Annotated in this window: 16 protein-coding genes; 8 read left to right on the forward strand and 8 right to left on the reverse strand. The window is 75.3% G+C overall.

What is annotated here, in order from left to right; translation table 11 throughout:
* Positions 1-48 precede the first annotated feature (48 nt).
* Positions 49-1,275, reverse strand: a complete 1,227-nt coding sequence (locus AC1Z4A_RS00220) for an NAD(P)/FAD-dependent oxidoreductase (RefSeq protein WP_483675754.1) — start codon at positions 1,273-1,275, stop codon at positions 49-51.
* Positions 1,272-3,416 carry a molybdopterin oxidoreductase family protein gene (locus AC1Z4A_RS00225; RefSeq protein WP_483675755.1) on the reverse strand — a complete coding sequence of 715 codons (2,145 nt, stop codon included), beginning with the start codon at positions 3,414-3,416 and terminating at the stop codon, positions 1,272-1,274. Before AC1Z4A_RS00225 ends, AC1Z4A_RS00220 begins: the two co-directional genes overlap by 4 nt.
* Positions 3,417-3,622: 206 nt before the next feature.
* On the opposite strand from AC1Z4A_RS00225, the gene AC1Z4A_RS00230 reads away from it, so the two are divergent.
* Genes AC1Z4A_RS00230 through AC1Z4A_RS00240 form a run of 3 tightly spaced genes read left to right on the forward strand, consistent with a single transcriptional unit; the run spans position 3,623 to position 5,920 of the window.
* A complete protein-coding gene (locus AC1Z4A_RS00230; protein ID WP_483675756.1) occupies positions 3,623-4,792 on the forward strand; it encodes a uroporphyrinogen-III synthase in 1,170 nt (389 codons plus the stop codon).
* A complete protein-coding gene (locus AC1Z4A_RS00235; RefSeq protein ID WP_483675757.1) occupies positions 4,789-5,535 on the forward strand; it encodes a sirohydrochlorin chelatase in 747 nt (248 codons plus the stop codon). Before AC1Z4A_RS00230 ends, AC1Z4A_RS00235 begins: the two co-directional genes overlap by 4 nt.
* 10 nt (positions 5,536-5,545) lie before the next feature.
* On the forward strand, positions 5,546-5,920 hold the full coding sequence (locus AC1Z4A_RS00240) for a DUF488 domain-containing protein (RefSeq protein ID WP_483675758.1): 375 nt from the start codon (positions 5,546-5,548) through the stop codon (positions 5,918-5,920).
* A 34-nt stretch (positions 5,921-5,954) separates the two neighbouring features.
* On the opposite strand, the gene AC1Z4A_RS00245 is transcribed toward AC1Z4A_RS00240, so the two are convergent.
* Positions 5,955-6,338, reverse strand: a complete 384-nt coding sequence (locus AC1Z4A_RS00245) for a hypothetical protein (protein WP_483675759.1) — start codon at positions 6,336-6,338, stop codon at positions 5,955-5,957.
* Positions 6,339-6,594: 256 nt separating this feature from the next.
* On the opposite strand from AC1Z4A_RS00245, the gene AC1Z4A_RS00250 reads away from it, so the two are divergent.
* Together AC1Z4A_RS00250 and AC1Z4A_RS00255 are read left to right on the forward strand one after the other, a co-directional pair.
* Positions 6,595-7,326 (forward strand): pentapeptide repeat-containing protein, encoded by a 732-nt coding sequence (locus AC1Z4A_RS00250; RefSeq protein ID WP_483675760.1) that lies wholly within the window; start codon positions 6,595-6,597, stop codon positions 7,324-7,326.
* Between the two features lie 84 nt (positions 7,327-7,410).
* A complete protein-coding gene (locus AC1Z4A_RS00255; protein WP_483675761.1) occupies positions 7,411-8,037 on the forward strand; it encodes an isochorismatase family protein in 627 nt (208 codons plus the stop codon).
* An 11-nt stretch (positions 8,038-8,048) separates the two neighbouring features.
* Here AC1Z4A_RS00255 and AC1Z4A_RS00260 read toward each other — a convergent pair whose 3' ends face one another.
* The 3 genes from AC1Z4A_RS00260 to AC1Z4A_RS00270 form a co-directional block, all read right to left on the reverse strand.
* On the reverse strand, positions 8,049-8,459 hold the full coding sequence (locus AC1Z4A_RS00260) for an SRPBCC family protein (RefSeq protein ID WP_483675762.1): 411 nt from the start codon (positions 8,457-8,459) through the stop codon (positions 8,049-8,051).
* Positions 8,460-8,599: 140 nt separating this feature from the next.
* A complete protein-coding gene (locus AC1Z4A_RS00265; protein WP_483675763.1) occupies positions 8,600-9,553 on the reverse strand; it encodes a M56 family metallopeptidase in 954 nt (317 codons plus the stop codon).
* Positions 9,550-9,933: a BlaI/MecI/CopY family transcriptional regulator gene (locus AC1Z4A_RS00270; RefSeq protein WP_483675764.1), complete on the reverse strand. Its 384-nt coding sequence runs from the start codon at positions 9,931-9,933 to the stop codon at positions 9,550-9,552. The genes AC1Z4A_RS00265 and AC1Z4A_RS00270 overlap by 4 nt, the downstream gene beginning before the upstream one ends.
* 137 nt (positions 9,934-10,070) lie before the next feature.
* Here AC1Z4A_RS00270 and AC1Z4A_RS00275 point away from each other — a divergent pair, with 137 nt between their 5' ends.
* Together AC1Z4A_RS00275 and AC1Z4A_RS00280 are read left to right on the forward strand one after the other, a co-directional pair.
* A complete protein-coding gene (locus AC1Z4A_RS00275; protein WP_483675765.1) occupies positions 10,071-10,739 on the forward strand; it encodes a DedA family protein in 669 nt (222 codons plus the stop codon).
* The gene (locus AC1Z4A_RS00280; RefSeq protein WP_483675766.1) at positions 10,736-11,350 is read left to right on the forward strand and encodes a phosphatase PAP2 family protein; all 615 of its coding nucleotides are present in this window, start codon (positions 10,736-10,738) and stop codon (positions 11,348-11,350) included. Before AC1Z4A_RS00275 ends, AC1Z4A_RS00280 begins: the two co-directional genes overlap by 4 nt.
* Positions 11,351-11,419: 69 nt before the next feature.
* Here AC1Z4A_RS00280 and AC1Z4A_RS00285 read toward each other — a convergent pair whose 3' ends face one another.
* On the reverse strand, positions 11,420-11,902 hold the full coding sequence (locus tag AC1Z4A_RS00285; RefSeq protein WP_483675767.1) for an SRPBCC family protein: 483 nt from the start codon (positions 11,900-11,902) through the stop codon (positions 11,420-11,422).
* Between the two features lie 71 nt (positions 11,903-11,973).
* Between AC1Z4A_RS00285 and AC1Z4A_RS00290 the strand changes: the two genes are divergently transcribed.
* Positions 11,974-12,555, forward strand: a complete 582-nt coding sequence (locus AC1Z4A_RS00290) for a TetR family transcriptional regulator (RefSeq protein WP_483675768.1) — start codon at positions 11,974-11,976, stop codon at positions 12,553-12,555.
* Here AC1Z4A_RS00290 and lepB read toward each other — a convergent pair.
* Positions 12,541-13,413, reverse strand: coding sequence for a signal peptidase I (lepB, locus tag AC1Z4A_RS00295; RefSeq protein ID WP_483675769.1), 873 nt, complete (start codon positions 13,411-13,413; stop codon positions 12,541-12,543). The two genes, AC1Z4A_RS00290 and lepB, sit on opposite strands and share 15 nt — an antisense overlap.
* Positions 13,414-13,422: the final 9 nt, after the last annotated feature.

The following is a 13,422-nucleotide window of genomic DNA, read 5'->3' on the forward strand; positions in this document are numbered from 1 at the left end:
GGCCGACGAGGACCAGCCGGGCCCGCTCGGTGGTGGGGGCGGTGGGTGTCACGGGCGGGCTCCTTCGGGGACGATCAGGTGTGAGGGGTCTGCGGGCAGCGGCTCGTCCCGCTGCCAGGCGCGGCCGAGGTCGCCGACGGCGGTGAGGTCGCCCAGGAGGACGGCGCCCACGAGCCGGTCGCCGCGCAGGACGAGGGTGGTGGAGGTGCCGCGGGTGGCGTCGGCGTAGCGCAGGACGTCGTGGGCTCCGGCGTGTTCGGCGGTGGGGTCGCCGAAGGCGGCGAGCTGGAGGCTGCCTGCGGTGAGGCGGATCACGGGGCGGGTTCCGGTGCAGCGGGCGCCGGGGTCGGCGCCGGAGAGCCGGGCGGCGAGCGCGTCGGCCTGTTCCCAGGCGGGTGCGGCGGTGCCGTGGACGGTGCCGCGGTGCTCGGTGCAGTCGCCGATGGCGTGGATGCGGGGGGCGGAGGTGACCAGGCGGTCGTCGGTGACGATGCCGCGCTGCACGCGCAGTCCGGCCGCCTCGGCGAGTTCGGTGCGGGGGCGTACGCCACAGGTGAGGACCACGAGGTCGGTCTCCAGGCGGTGGCCGTCGGCGAGTTCCACGGCGGTGACGCGACCCGTGCCGTGCAGGGCGACGGGGCGGGCACCCAGGTGGGTGGTGACGCCGAGGGCGGTGAGGTGGTGGTGCAGCAGGCGGGCGGACGCGGCGTCGAGGTGACGCTCCATCAGCCAGGGTGCGCGGTGGACGATCTCGGTGGGCAGGCCCGGGCCGGCCAGGGCCCGGGCGGCGCCGACGCCCAGCACTCCCCCGCCGATCACCACGGCGCGCCCGGCCCGGCGGGCGGCCCGGGCGAGGGCCCGGCAGTCGTCGAGGGTGCGCAGGACGTGGACGCCGTCGAGGAGTCGGCCGCCGGGGCGGTGCAGGCCCCGCAGGGGCGGCAGCACGGGGGCGGCGCCGGTGGCGAGGACGAGGTCGTCGTAGCGGTCGGTCGTGCCGTCGGCCAGGGTGAGGGTGTGCGCGGCCGGGTCGAGGGCCGTGACCTCGGTGCCGGTGCGGACGACGGTGGCGTCGCCGCAGGGCAGGCCGATGGCGGCGGGGTCGTAGCGGCCGGTGAGGACGTCGGTGAGGAGTGTGCGGTTGTAGGGGGTGTGCGGCTCGGCCCCGTACAGCGTCACTTCGACGGCCCCTGTGTGCGCGCGGGCCGAGAGCTGCTGGGCGAGGCGGGCGGCGGCCATTCCGGCGCCGGCCACCGCGATCCGCCGGGTACCGGTCATGCGCGTACGTCCTCTCGGGCGTTCTCCCCGGTGTCGTCTGTTGCGCCGTCCCCGGCCCTCTCCACGCGCACCGCGCACACCTTGAACTCCGGCATCCGCGACTGCGGGTCGAGGGCGGGGTTGGTCAGGGTGTTGGCCCGGCCGGGGCCGTTCCAGTGGAAGGGCATGAAGACGGTGTCGGGGCGGATGGTGTCGGTGATCCGGGCGGGGGCGAGGGCCCGCCCACGGCGGCTGACGACGGCCAGCTCGTCGCCTTCCGCGATGCCCAGACGTTCGGCGAGGCAGGGGTGGAGCTGGACGAAGGGGCCGGGGGCGGCAGCATTCAGTTCAGCGACGCGCCGGGTCTGGGCGCCGCTCTGGTACTGGGAGCCGACGCGGCCGGTGGTCAGGTGGAGCGGGTAGGCGGGGTCGGTCTCCTCGGCCTGGGGGCGGTGGCTCACCTCGCCGAAGCGGGCCCGGCCGTCCGGGGTGGCGAAGCGGTCGAGGAACAGCCGTGGCGTGCCGGGGTGGGCGGTGTCGGGGCAGGGCCAGAAGACGCCGTCCTGGGCGCGGATGCGTGCGTAGGTGATGCCCGCGTAGTCGGCGGCGCCGCCCGCGGAGGCGCGCCGCAGCTCCTCGAAGACCTCCTCGGGGTCGTCGGGGAAGCCGCGCGTGGTTCCCAGGCGTTCGGCCAGGTCCTTGATGACCGCGAGGTCGGTGCGGACCCCGGCGGGCGGCGGGACTGCGGCCTGGCGCAGGATGACGCGGCCTTCGAGGTTGGTGGTGGTGCCGGTCTCCTCGGCCCATTGGGCGGCGGGCAGGACGACGTCGGCGAGTTCGGCGGTCTCGGAGAGCACGACGTCGCTGACGGCGAGGAAGTCCAGTGCCTGCAGCCGCTCGGTGACGTGGGCGGCGTGCGGTGCCGAGACGACGGGGTTGGAACCCATGACGAGCAGGGCCCGGACGCCGTCGGGGGTGCCGGCGCGGTCGAGCAGTTCGTAGGCGGAGGTGCCCGGGCCGGGCAGGGCGTCGGGGGCGATGCCCCAGACGGCGGCGACGTGGGCGCGGTCGGCGGGGTCGGTCAGGGAGCGGTAGCCGGGCAGCTGGTCGGCTTTCTGGCCGTGCTCGCGCCCGCCCTGGCCGTTGCCCTGGCCGGTCAGGCAGCCGTAGCCGCTGCCGGGGCGGCCTGCCTTGCCGGTGGCCAGGCACACGTTGATCCAGGCGCGTACCGTGTCGGTGCCCTTGCTGTGCTGCTCGGTGCCGCGGGCCGTGAGGACCATGCCCGTGGGGGCTCCGGCGAACAGGCGGACCGCCTCGCGCAGGAGCGGCACCGGCACCCCGGTGATCTGCTCGACCCGCTCGGGCCAGTGGGCCATGGCGGCGGCCCGGGCCGCTGCGAAGCCGGTGGTGCGGGCGGCGATGAACTCGTGGTCCAGGTGTCCGTCGGCGATCGCCAGGTGCAGCAGGCCCAGGGCGAGCGCCAGATCGGTGCCGGGGGCCGGGCGCAGGTGCAGGTCGGCGTGGTCGGCGGTGCGGGTGCGGCGGGGGTCGACGACGATCAGGCGGCCGCCGTTCTCGCGCATCCGGGTGAAGTAGCGCAGCGCGGGCGGCATGGTCTCGGCGGGGTTGGCTCCGGCCAGGATGACGCAGCCGGTGGTGGCGACGTCCTCCAGGGGGAAGGGCAGGCCGCGGTCGACGCCGAAGGCCGCGCGGTGCGCGGCGGCGGCCGAGGACATGCAGAAGCGCCCGTTGTAGTCGATGTTCGGGGTGCGCAGCACCACGCGGGCGAACTTGCCGAGCAGGTAGGCCTTCTCGTTGGTCAGCCCGCCGCCGCCGAAGACGCCCACGGCCTGCGGCCCGTATCGGTGGGCGGTCTCGCGGAGTCCGGCCGCCACCCGGTCCAGGGCCCGGTCCCAGGACGCCTCGTGCAGTGCTCCGGTGTGCGGGTCGCGGACCAGTGGGGCGGTCAGGCGGGCGGCGTGCGTCAGGACGGCGGGGGCGGTGCGGCCCTTGCCGCACAGCGCTCCCTTGTTGACGGGGAAGCGGGTCCGTTCCTCGACCTCCACCGGCGGGGCGCCGGCGGGGCCGCCCGGGGCCGGGCGCCGCAGCCGCATGCCGCACTGCAGTGCGCAGTAAGGGCAGTGGGTGTCGGTCGTCGTCATGGCCACGAGCGTCGGCCCCGCCCGTTACGCAGCCGGATCCGGGATGTTGCGGCCGCGGCACGAACATTTCACGCCGTGCCCGTGACGTGGTGATGTCGAGGGCATTCGCTCGTAACACATCTGTCTGTAACAGAAGGGGGGCGGAACTGATCCCGGCATGACAGGGATGCAACTCGCCGGTAACAGGACCGCGAGAGCCTGCGTGCATGAGTACGGGCACTGCTGCGAGGGACACCGGGCCGGGGGCCGCACCGGTGAGGCCGCTGACGGGCTTCACGATCGGGGTGACGGCTGCCCGCCGCCGCGAGGAGCTGGTGGCACTGTTGTTGCGCCGGGGCGCCCGGATCGTCGAGGCGCCTGCCCTGCGGATAGTGCCGCTGGGCGACGACGCCGCGCTGCGGGGGGCCACCGAGCGGTGCCTGGCCGCGCCGCCGGACTTCGTCGTCGCCACCACGGGCGTGGGGTGGCGCGGCTGGATGAGCGCCGCAGAGGGGTGGGGCACGGCCGATGCGCTCATACGGGCGTGCCGAGGAGCCACCGTCGTCAGCCGCGGCCCGAAGGCCACCGGGGCGGTGCGGGCGAGCGGCCTCGAGGAGACGTTCTCGCCGCCCACCGAGGCCAGCCGGGAGCTGCTGGCCTGGCTGCTGGCCCGTGACCTGCGCGGCCGCCGCGTGGCCGTGCAGGAGCACGGGGCGCCGCTGGAGCACTTCACGGCCGCGCTGCGCGAGCGGGGCGCGGACGTCATCGAGGTGCCGGTGTACCGGTGGGCGCCGCCGGAGGACCCGGAGGCGGTGCGGCGGCTGGTGGAGGCGACCGTGCGGCGGGAGGTGCAGGCCCTGACCTTCACCAGTGCGCCGGCTGCGGTGGCGCTGCTGGAGACGGCGGCCGGGGTGGCTCTGCGGGAGAGGTTCCTGGGGGCGCTGCGCGAGGACGTACCGGCGTTCTGCGTGGGCCCGCTGTGCGCGGAGCCCTTGCGGGAGGCGGGAGTTGCGGCGCACTGCCCGGAGCGCGGCCGGCTCGGTTCGCTCGTCCGGGCGCTGGAGGACGTCCTGCCCCGGCACGGCCGGCGGGAGCTGCGGGCCGCTCCGGGGCGGCTGGTGCTGCAGGGCAACGCGCTGCTGGGCGACGGGGATCCGGTGTGGCTGCCGCCCCAGCAGGCCGCGGTCCTGCGCGCGCTCGCCGAACGGCCCGGGCGGGTGCTCAGCCGCGGTGAACTGCTGCGCCGGGCCTGGCCGGAGGGCCGCGGCGAGCGGCAGGCGGTGGAGGCGCACGCCGTGGAGATGTCCGTCGCCCGGCTGCGCAGGGCGCTGGGCCCGCACGCCGGGATCATCCGCACCGTGCCCAAGCGCGGCTACTGCCTGGCCGACGCCCGATGACCACGGCGATGCACGAGCCGCGGTGCGGTACGGCCCCGGTGGAGGCGCCCGTGCTGGTGGCCGTCGCCCACGGCACCAGGGACCCGGCGGGCGTCGCGACCCTGCACCGCCTGCTGGACGGGGTCCGGGCCCGGCGGCCGCAGCTGCGTGTGGAGTGCGGCTTCCTCGGCCTGGCGGACCCGCCCCTGCCGGACGTCCTCGCCCGCGTGAGCGGGGCGGCGGTGCTGGTTCCGGTGCTGCTCGGTCCCGGGTATCACGTCCGCGTGGACATCCCCGCCGTGCTCGCAGCGGCCGGGCTCCCGTGCGCCCGTACGGCCCGTCCGCTGGGCCCGGATCCGCTGCTGGCCTGCGCCCTGGAGGACCGGCTGCGCGAGGCGGGGTGGCGGGCCGGTGCGGTGGTGCTCACGGCCGCGGGCTCACGCGACCCCGCGGCGCATGCGGCCACGTCCCGGATGGCCCGGCTGCTGGGCGCGCGCCTGGGCACCGCGGTCGTCCCGGCGTATCTGGGCGGGTCCGGGCCCACGCCGGGCGAGGCCATCGGGGAGCTGCGGCGCCGGGGCCGCGGGCCGGTCGCGGTGGCCCCTTATCTGCTGGCGCCGGGCGACTTCACCCGCCGCGCCGGGACGGTACGCGGCGCCGACGTCGTCGCGGCACCGCTGGGGGCGCACGAGGCGGTGGCCCGGCTGGTCCTGCGCCGCTACGACGCCGCGGCGCCGGTGTGCGCACCGGCCCGGCGGGGCTGACGATGGTGGGGTGAAGCAGGTGCGAGACGGGCATGTGCGCGTGCGCAGGGTGTACGAACCGGCCACGAAGGCGGACGGCTGCCGCGTCCTGGTCGACCGGATCTGGCCGCGCGGGCTGAGCAAGGACTCGGCCGCGCTCGACGAGTGGTGCAAGGACGTGGCGCCCTCGACCGAACTGCGCAAGTGGTACGGGCACGATCCAGCGAAGTTCCCGGAGTTCAAGCGCCGTTACCGCGCCGAGCTGCACGGCGACGCGACGCACGAGGACGCGCTGCTGCACCTTCGGGACGTGGCGGGCCACGGCACGCTCACCCTGCTCACCGCGACCAAGGACTCCGGCATCAGTGCGGCGGCGGTCCTGGAGGAGGAGCTGGCCGGGGCGTGAACGGCCGGTCCCCGGCCGCGGCCCAGGACCCGCGTCAGCCGTCCTCGATGTCCGAGATGAGCTTGGTGCTCAGGTCGCTCTGCACCGCCAGCCGGGTGTGCCCGGCGTCCGGGCCGGTGCCCCAGGTGAGCGTGACCGTGGTGAACAGGTGCCCGGCACCGGAATCGTGGTAGCGGACTTCCCAGCGGGTGGGCACGTCCTGCGCGCGGAGGACGCCGTCGGCGTGGTTCACCTCCTCCCAGGCGGCCAGACGTTGGCGGAGGTCCTCTGTGAGGTAGTGGGCGCGAAGCTCCGCGCCCAAGTCGTCGGTTCCGTCGTCGACAGCGTCGATGTAGGCGCCGTAGAAGTCGGCCACCCGGTCGACTGCGGAGTCCGGGCTCCCGCCGCGGACCCCGTCGTTCGCCTGATCGTCCGGCATGAATTCCCCCCTTTGGGACACTGCCCTTCAACCCACCCACTTAGCAGCCGTCTTCCCTTGTTCTGGGGGAAACAGTCCTTTTAGACGACATGCAACTGAACGCGATGGTATGGCCCTTGCTCGCGCCTTGTGGGAGAGCACAGGCCCGCCGCGCCCCGGCCGGTCCCGGCCGCGCCGGAGGGCGGCGGTATCCTCGCTGCCGCCCGACGAGGCCCGCCACCCGGCGTGCCCGACGCCCCACCGAGGACGGCCCGCCATGAATGCCCCCGCACCCCAGGACGCACTCGACGCGCTGGCCACCCACGACGAACTCACCGGCCTGGACTTCACCGGAGCCGACCTGCGGGCGGCCGTGGCCCGCCGCGCCGAGCCCCTGGTCCTGCGGCGCTGTGTGCTCGGGCGGGCGGATCTGCGCGGCGCCGATCTGACCGGAGCCGTCTTCGAGGACTGCACGGCCGCCGGGGCGGACTTCTCGGAGGCCGTGCTCGCCCAAGTGCACGTGAAGGGCGGCTCGTTCGCCTCCGCCGACTTCGGCGAGGCCGACCTGGCCGACGCCGTCTTCACCGACGCCGATCTGGCCAACGCCCGCTTCACCCGCGCCATGCTCGACGACGCCGCCTTCACGGGCTGCCGGATGACCGGCGCCGACCTGTCCGAGCTGCGCGGCCTGGCGGTCACCCTGACCCTGACCCGCTGTGCGATGCAGCTCGCCGACCTGCACGGCACGGCCCTGCGCGGCATCCACCTCACCGGCTGCGACCTGACCGAGGCGAACCTGTACCGCGCCGATCTGCGGGATGCGGTCTTCGAGGACTGCCGCCTGCGCGAGGCCGACCTGCGGGACACCCTGCTGGCCGGGGCCGACCTCCGGGGCGCCGACCTCGGCGAGATCACCGAGCACACCGTCGCCCGCCTGCGGGGCGCGGTGATCTCCCCGGCGCAGGCCGCGGCCGTCTGTGCGGCTCTGGGGCTGCGCGTCGTTGCCTGACGGCGGCCCGCTCCCGGCCCCGTGAAGTCCCGTTGCCGGCACCGGGTTACGGTGGGCGGGACCGATCTTCCGGGGGTGGTGGGCGTGCAGCAGGGTGCCGAAGAGGGCGCGGCGGGCGGGTTCGTACGGGACGGTGTCTGGTTCTCCGTCCCGCGGCTGGAGGCCGCGACCGCCCCGGCGCAGGCGCTCGTGCTGGTCGATGCGCAGGCCGCGTTCCTGTCCGGGGACGCTGCCGTGCCGGATGCCGAGGGCCTGGTGGGGCGGCTCGCGACGCTGCTGGAGCGGGCGCGTGAAGCCGGTGCGGTCGTGGTGCACCTGCGCAACGACGGCGAGCCGGGGGCCGTGGACGAGCCAGGCACGCCCGGCTGGCAGCTGCACTTCCCGGTGGCGGACTCCCCCGACGAGCACGTCGTCCGCAAGGCCGACGACGACGGCTTCGACGGGACGGGGCTCGGGCCGCTGCTGGAGGGGCGCGGCGTGCGGCGCGTGGTGGTCGCCGGGGTGCTCTCGGAGATGTGCGTGAGCGCCACGGTGTGCGGTGCGCTGGCCGCCGGGCTGGAGGTCGTCCTCCCGCACGACGCGCACGCGACGTACGGTCTGGACGACCTTCCGGCCTCCGTCGTGTCCCGGGTGGCCGAGCATGCGCTGGGGTCCGATCCGGAGCGGGTGCGCTCGGTCGAGGGGGTGTCCTTCGCGCGGGCGGTCGGCTGACCCGGGCCGGCTCAGCCGGAGCCCTGCGTGCGGAGCCGCACTTGTTCCTCCAGCCGTTCCAGGCTGTGGTCGAGTGCGGCGAGCACGACGTCTTCTCCGGGGTCGTCCCGCTCGTCGAAGAACGACAGGTGGATCGTGGCCACGCTTGCGCCGGTGCGGGTGTCGTTCACCTGGAACCAGCCCGCGTAGCTGGCGGTGTCGCGCGTCCCCCACTCGACGCGCATGAGTTCCGGCCGGGAGCGGAAGAGCGCGTGCTCGTCCTGGCCGGTGCGGTCCTCGTGGACGGTCACGGCCGGGAGTTCCTCCGCCCGTACGTGCAGGTCCTCCGGCAGCCAGCTGCTGAGCCTGCCCACGTCGTTCACGTGGTCGAAGACGTGCTCGGGCAAAGCGGGCATCGTCCGGGAACGCTCGTATTCGCTCATGCCACACCAATCCTGGGCGGGGGCTTTCCTTCCCTGAGCCGCCTGCCCGGTGAGCGGGCTCCGGTGGCGCATCACCACCCGTTCGCGCCGGAAGCGGTCCGTCTTTCGGCCGCTTCCGGCGCGCGGGCGGTGCCCGCGGCTCAGCGCGGCGTGGCCTCGCCCTGGGCGATCTCGATGTTCTGATGCAGGTCACTGCTCGCCTCCGCGGCAGCCGCCCCGGAGGCGAGCAGGCAGGCGGCGAGCAGGGCGGCCACGGTGCGGGCGGTCCGGCCGAAGGAGTCGCGCGGGGCGGCGGGGGCGCTCAGCAGGGCCGCCACCCGGCGCGGGACCGGGCCGGCGGTCATGGAGAGGCCGCCGGCCGGGCGGGGTCCGGTCGCCGGGCGGCCCGCGGACGCGGCGAGCGCCGCGCGGGCGACCGCCCGGGCGGCCAGGCGGCGGTCGCCGACCGCGGTGGCGGCGGCCTCGTCGGCCCAGCGCTCGGCCTGGAAGGCCAGCGGCTCGCGCAGCGGGCGCAGCGCCGGGTGCAGGCGGGCGGCAACCTCGGTGGCGAGCATCAGCAGGTGGTGGCGGCCGGCCAGGTGGGCGCGCTCGTGGGCGAGGAGCACCGCGCGCTCGTCGGCGTCCAGGCCGCGCAGCATGCCCGAGGTGACCACGACGCCGCCGGAGCGGCCGGGCAGTGCGTAGGCGTCGACGCCGGGGTCGGCCACGACGATCAGGTCCCCGGCCCGGGTGTGCCCGGCGAGGCCCGCGACCGTACGGGCGTGGGCGCTGCGGTGGCGGTACAGGACGCGCAGGCCCGCGGCGGCGGCCACCGTTCCGGCGAGGGCGGCCGCGGCGCCGAGCGGGACGGCGCCGGGGGTGTCCTGCGGCAGCAGCGGCGGGGACAGGTGTCCCAGGGCGGCGACGGCGGGCAGGTGCAGTGCCGCGGCGCCCGCCAGCAGGGCCAGGGACCCGGCGGCGAAGGCGGCGAGGACGACGGCCGTGGCGGTCAGGAGCAGGGCCGCGAGGCGGGGCGGCAGGGCGGCCGCGAGGCGGCGCGCTGCGGGAACGGCCGCGAAGGGCACCAGCAGCGGCGCCCAGACGGCCCAGGTCACCGGGGCTCCCCGGGCTCGGCGGCCTGTTCCAGCAGCTCCCGCAGCAGGACCTCGTCGGCGGAGGAGAGCCGGGAGACGAAGCGGGCGAGGACGCCCGGCCGGTCGTGCTCCTTGTCCAGTTCGGAGTGCATGCGCTGGGCGGCGAGGGCGGCGTTGTCCTCGACGGCGGGGCTGTAGACGTAGGCGCGCCCGGCGCGGACCCGGCTGAGGGTGCCCTTGGCGTGGAGCCGGGCGAGAGTGGTGGCGACGGTGGTGCGGGCGAGGGGGACGGTGAGGGCGTCCTGGACCTCCGGCGGGGTCAGGGCGCGGTCCGCGGCCCAGAGGACGGTCAGGACCGCTGCTTCCAGCTCGCCCGCCTGGCGGCGTATCTCCTCGGTCACCGGAACCGTCCTCTCGCTACGATCGTCTATCGTCGGGTAGACCGTCTATCGGAAGGTAGACGATGGTGTGCCCCGGCACGCCCGTCACCTGTCCGTCCCCCGATCCGTCCCCCCGATTATGGGAGGCCCCGCGCCCCATGCTCGCACCCCCCTCCGCCCCGCTGGCGGTCAATGTCCTGGACGCATCGTCATTGCTCGGCGCGTTCGGAGCGCTCGGCGTCGCCGTGGTGCTCTTCGCGGAGACCGGCCTGCTGATCGGGTTCTTCCTGCCCGGGGACTCGCTGCTGTTCACCGCCGGGCTGCTGTGCGCCCCCGGTGTGCACGACGGACCTCGTCTGACCCTCGCCCAGGTGCTGCCGGCCGCCGTGGCCGGGGCCCTGCTCGGTGCCCAGTGCGGCTATGTGCTCGGGCGCCGCGGCGGCCGGGCGCTGCTGGCCCGCTCGCGCGCCCGGCGCCTGCACGAGGGCGCCGCCCGGGCGGAGGAGCTGCTGGCCAAGTACGGGCACGGGCGGGCCGTGGTCCTGGCCCGGTTCGTGCCCGTGGTGCGCACGGTCCTCAACCCGCTCGCCGGGGCCCTGGGCGTCCCCGCCCGCACTTTCACCGTCTGGCAGGTGGCGGGCGGCCTGGTGTGGACGGTCGGCCTGGTGCTGGCGGGCTACGGCCTGGGGGCCTCGGTCCCGAACGTCGACCGCTACCTGCTGCCGCTCGTCGCCGCGATCGTGGCGGTGTCCCTGCTGCCGCTCGCGCTGGAGTGGCGGCGCAGCCGCCGTTCTGCCGCCGCGGGCGCGGAAGGGGGCGTGCGATGACGGACGTCACCCTGGCCTTCGACGGCTCGCAGATCGACGGCAGCTGGTACACCTCCGTCACCGAGCTGGCGCGGCACTCCTCGCCGTTCCTCGACGACACCGTGGCCGCCTGGTCCACCTTCGGCCTCGGGCTCTTCGCGCTGCTGATGCTGGTGGTCTGGTGGCGGGCACGGCAAGCCGACGCCGCGACGATGGCGCGCGCCCTGGCCGTGCCGGTCGTGGTCGTGGCGGTCTACGCCGTGGACATGCTGCTGAAGTCGGTGGTGCGCGAGGTGCGGCCCTGCCGGTCGATCCCGCACAGCTTCACCCTGGAGTCCTGCCCGGTACCGACGGACTGGTCCTTCCCCAGCAACCACACCGTCATCGCCTTCTCCGCGGCCACGGCCCTGTGGCTGCTGGACCGGCGGCTGGGGACGCTCGCGTTCGTCGCCGCGATCGCCATGGGCGCCTCGCGGGTGTGGGTCGGCGCCCACTACCCGCACGACGTGGCGGCCGGCGCGCTGGTCGGCATCGTCGTCGCCGTACCCCTGGCCCGGCTCGCGAGCCGGGCGGCCCCCTGGGTCGAACAGGCCCGCCGCGGCAGGCTGCGGCCCCTGGTGGCCGCGAACTGAGGCGGACTCACGCGGACCGAGCGGATGCGCCCGCCCCTTCCGGGGGCGGGCGCTCGCGCTTTCCGGGGGTCAGTGCGCGAGGGCGCGCAGCAAGCGGATGTACGGGGCCCGGCGCGCCGGGCGCGCCACCGTGCCCGTACAGGCCAACTCGGCCCGGTCCAGGCCCTCCTCCAGGCAGGCGTCGTGGAGCGGGCGCCACAGCAGCGGCCAGGTGAGCCGGGCCGGGCCGCGGGTGTTCATGGCGAGGGTGTGGCGCAGCAGCGTACGGTCGTCGCCGACGGCCAGGGCGGCGAACTCGTGGAAGCCGTGGAAGCCGCGCGGCCCGGTGAAGGTGAAGCGCACCCACTGCGAGGGCACGTACGCGGCGACGGTGTAGCGCACCGGGCCGTGGCCGCCCACCGCGCCGACCCCCAGAGGGCGGTCGAAGCGCATGGGCGGCCACGCCCGGCCGGGCCACAGTGCGTCGCCGTCACTCGCCAAGGTGTCGATCAGCGCTCCGACCTCGCCCTTCGGCGCGGGCAGCACACGCTCGTGCACGTTGTAAACGCCCATGGATCCTCCCTGAGTTCACGCACCAATATTAGAGAGAGATCTCTAATATTGTGAAGGGTAGTCTCCAACTCATGGCCAGACCAGCTCGTTTCGATACGGACCAGCTCCTCGACGCCGCCGTGCGGCGGGCCGCGGCCGCGGGCCCGGCCGGGGTGACCATGTCCGCGGTCGCCAAGGAGGTCGGCGCCCCGAGCGGATCGGTGTACCACCGCTTCGCGGGCCGGACCGACCTGCTCGCCGAGGTGTGGCTGCGCACCGTCGAGCGCTTCCACGAGGGCTACTTCCACGCGCTCGAATCGGACACGGATGCGCGGCGGGCCGGGTGCGCGGCCGCCCGCCACGTCGTCGCCTGGAGCCGGGCGCACCCCGAGGAGGCCGCCCTGCTCCTCCACGGGGCCGAGGAGTTCGGGCGCGCGGAGTGGTCCGAGGAACACACCCGGCGCGCCCGGCGCGGCAGCGAACGCCTGCGCACCGCCGTCGCGGCCCTGGCCACGGCCCTGGGCACCGAGGACCCGCAGGCCGTCGAGCGCGTCATGCTCGCCCTGATCGACCTGCCGCTGTCCGTGGTCAGGCGTCACCTGCGGGCGGGTTCACCCCTCCCCGCCCACGCCGAGGACCTGGCCGAGGAGTGCGCCGCCTCACTGCTCCGCTGAACGACGAGCCCTCCGCCGGCGCAGAAGCACCACCGGTACCGCCCCCACCAGGGCCAGGGCGTCCGGGGCCGCGACGGCCGCGGCCCTGTCGATGCCCGACTGGCCGAAGGTGCCGGGCACGGGCAGCGTGGCCCACCGGTCCAGCGGCCAGGCGATCACCACGGCGCGCCCCACCACCTTGTCCACCGGCACCATGCCCTCGCCGGGCTCGAGCCGGTGGTAGCGGGAGTCCGCGGAGTCCTGCCGGTGGTCGCCCATGACCCAGATGCGGTCCTTGGGCACGGTGACCTTGAACTGCCACAGGTCGCCCATGCTGCACGGAGTGTTGCCGGGGTAGACGTACGGCTCGTCAAGAGCCTTGCCGTTGACCTTCAGCGGGCCCGTCCCGCTGCACTCCACGGTGTCGCCGCCGACCCCGATGACCCGCTTGATCAGGTTCTTCTCGTCGGCGGGCGGGATCAGCCCGAGGAAGCCCAGCGCCTTCTGGACCGGGTTGGGCCTGGGGGTCGGCTCGTTCTTCAGCCACTCGCCCGGATCGTGGAAGACCACGACCTCGCCGCGCTCCGGCTTCGAGCCGAACCAGGGCGTCAGCTTGTCGACCAGCACCCTGTCCCCCTGCTGCAGCGTGTTCTGCATGGAGTCCGAGGGAATCGAGAACGGCTGCAGCAGGAAGGTCTTGATCAGCAGGGAGAGCACCAGCGCGGCACCGATGAGGACCGGCAGCTCCTTCCACAGGGAGCGCGGCTTCCCCGCCTTCCCGGCCCGGCCCCTGCGTCCGCTCTCCGGCGCACCGCCCGCCCCGGGCTCCCCCTCGGGCCCGTCCTGCCCTGATCGATCGCCGACCACGACATCCCCCACACTCGCTCC

The sequence above is a fragment of the Streptomyces sp. 17_S59 genome (assembly GCF_056930295.1).

Excerpts from the sequence above, each read along its gene's own strand:
- AC1Z4A_RS00220 (WP_483675754.1), bottom strand. The coding sequence starts at position 1,275 with ATGACCGGTACCCGGCGGATCGCGGTGGCCGGCGCCGGAATGGCCGCC.
- AC1Z4A_RS00225 (WP_483675755.1), bottom strand. The coding sequence starts at position 3,416 with ATGACGACGACCGACACCCACTGCCCTTACTGCGCACTGCAGTGCGGC.
- AC1Z4A_RS00230 (WP_483675756.1), top strand. The coding sequence starts at position 3,623 with ATGAGTACGGGCACTGCTGCGAGGGACACCGGGCCGGGGGCCGCACCG.
- AC1Z4A_RS00235 (WP_483675757.1), top strand. The coding sequence starts at position 4,789 with ATGACCACGGCGATGCACGAGCCGCGGTGCGGTACGGCCCCGGTGGAG.
- AC1Z4A_RS00245 (WP_483675759.1), bottom strand. The coding sequence starts at position 6,338 with ATGCCGGACGATCAGGCGAACGACGGGGTCCGCGGCGGGAGCCCGGAC.
- AC1Z4A_RS00250 (WP_483675760.1), top strand. The coding sequence starts at position 6,595 with ATGAATGCCCCCGCACCCCAGGACGCACTCGACGCGCTGGCCACCCAC.
- AC1Z4A_RS00260 (WP_483675762.1), bottom strand. The coding sequence starts at position 8,459 with ATGAGCGAATACGAGCGTTCCCGGACGATGCCCGCTTTGCCCGAGCAC.
- AC1Z4A_RS00275 (WP_483675765.1), top strand. The coding sequence starts at position 10,071 with ATGCTCGCACCCCCCTCCGCCCCGCTGGCGGTCAATGTCCTGGACGCA.
- AC1Z4A_RS00280 (WP_483675766.1), top strand. The coding sequence starts at position 10,736 with ATGACGGACGTCACCCTGGCCTTCGACGGCTCGCAGATCGACGGCAGC.
- AC1Z4A_RS00285 (WP_483675767.1), bottom strand. The coding sequence starts at position 11,902 with ATGGGCGTTTACAACGTGCACGAGCGTGTGCTGCCCGCGCCGAAGGGC.
- AC1Z4A_RS00290 (WP_483675768.1), top strand. The coding sequence starts at position 11,974 with ATGGCCAGACCAGCTCGTTTCGATACGGACCAGCTCCTCGACGCCGCC.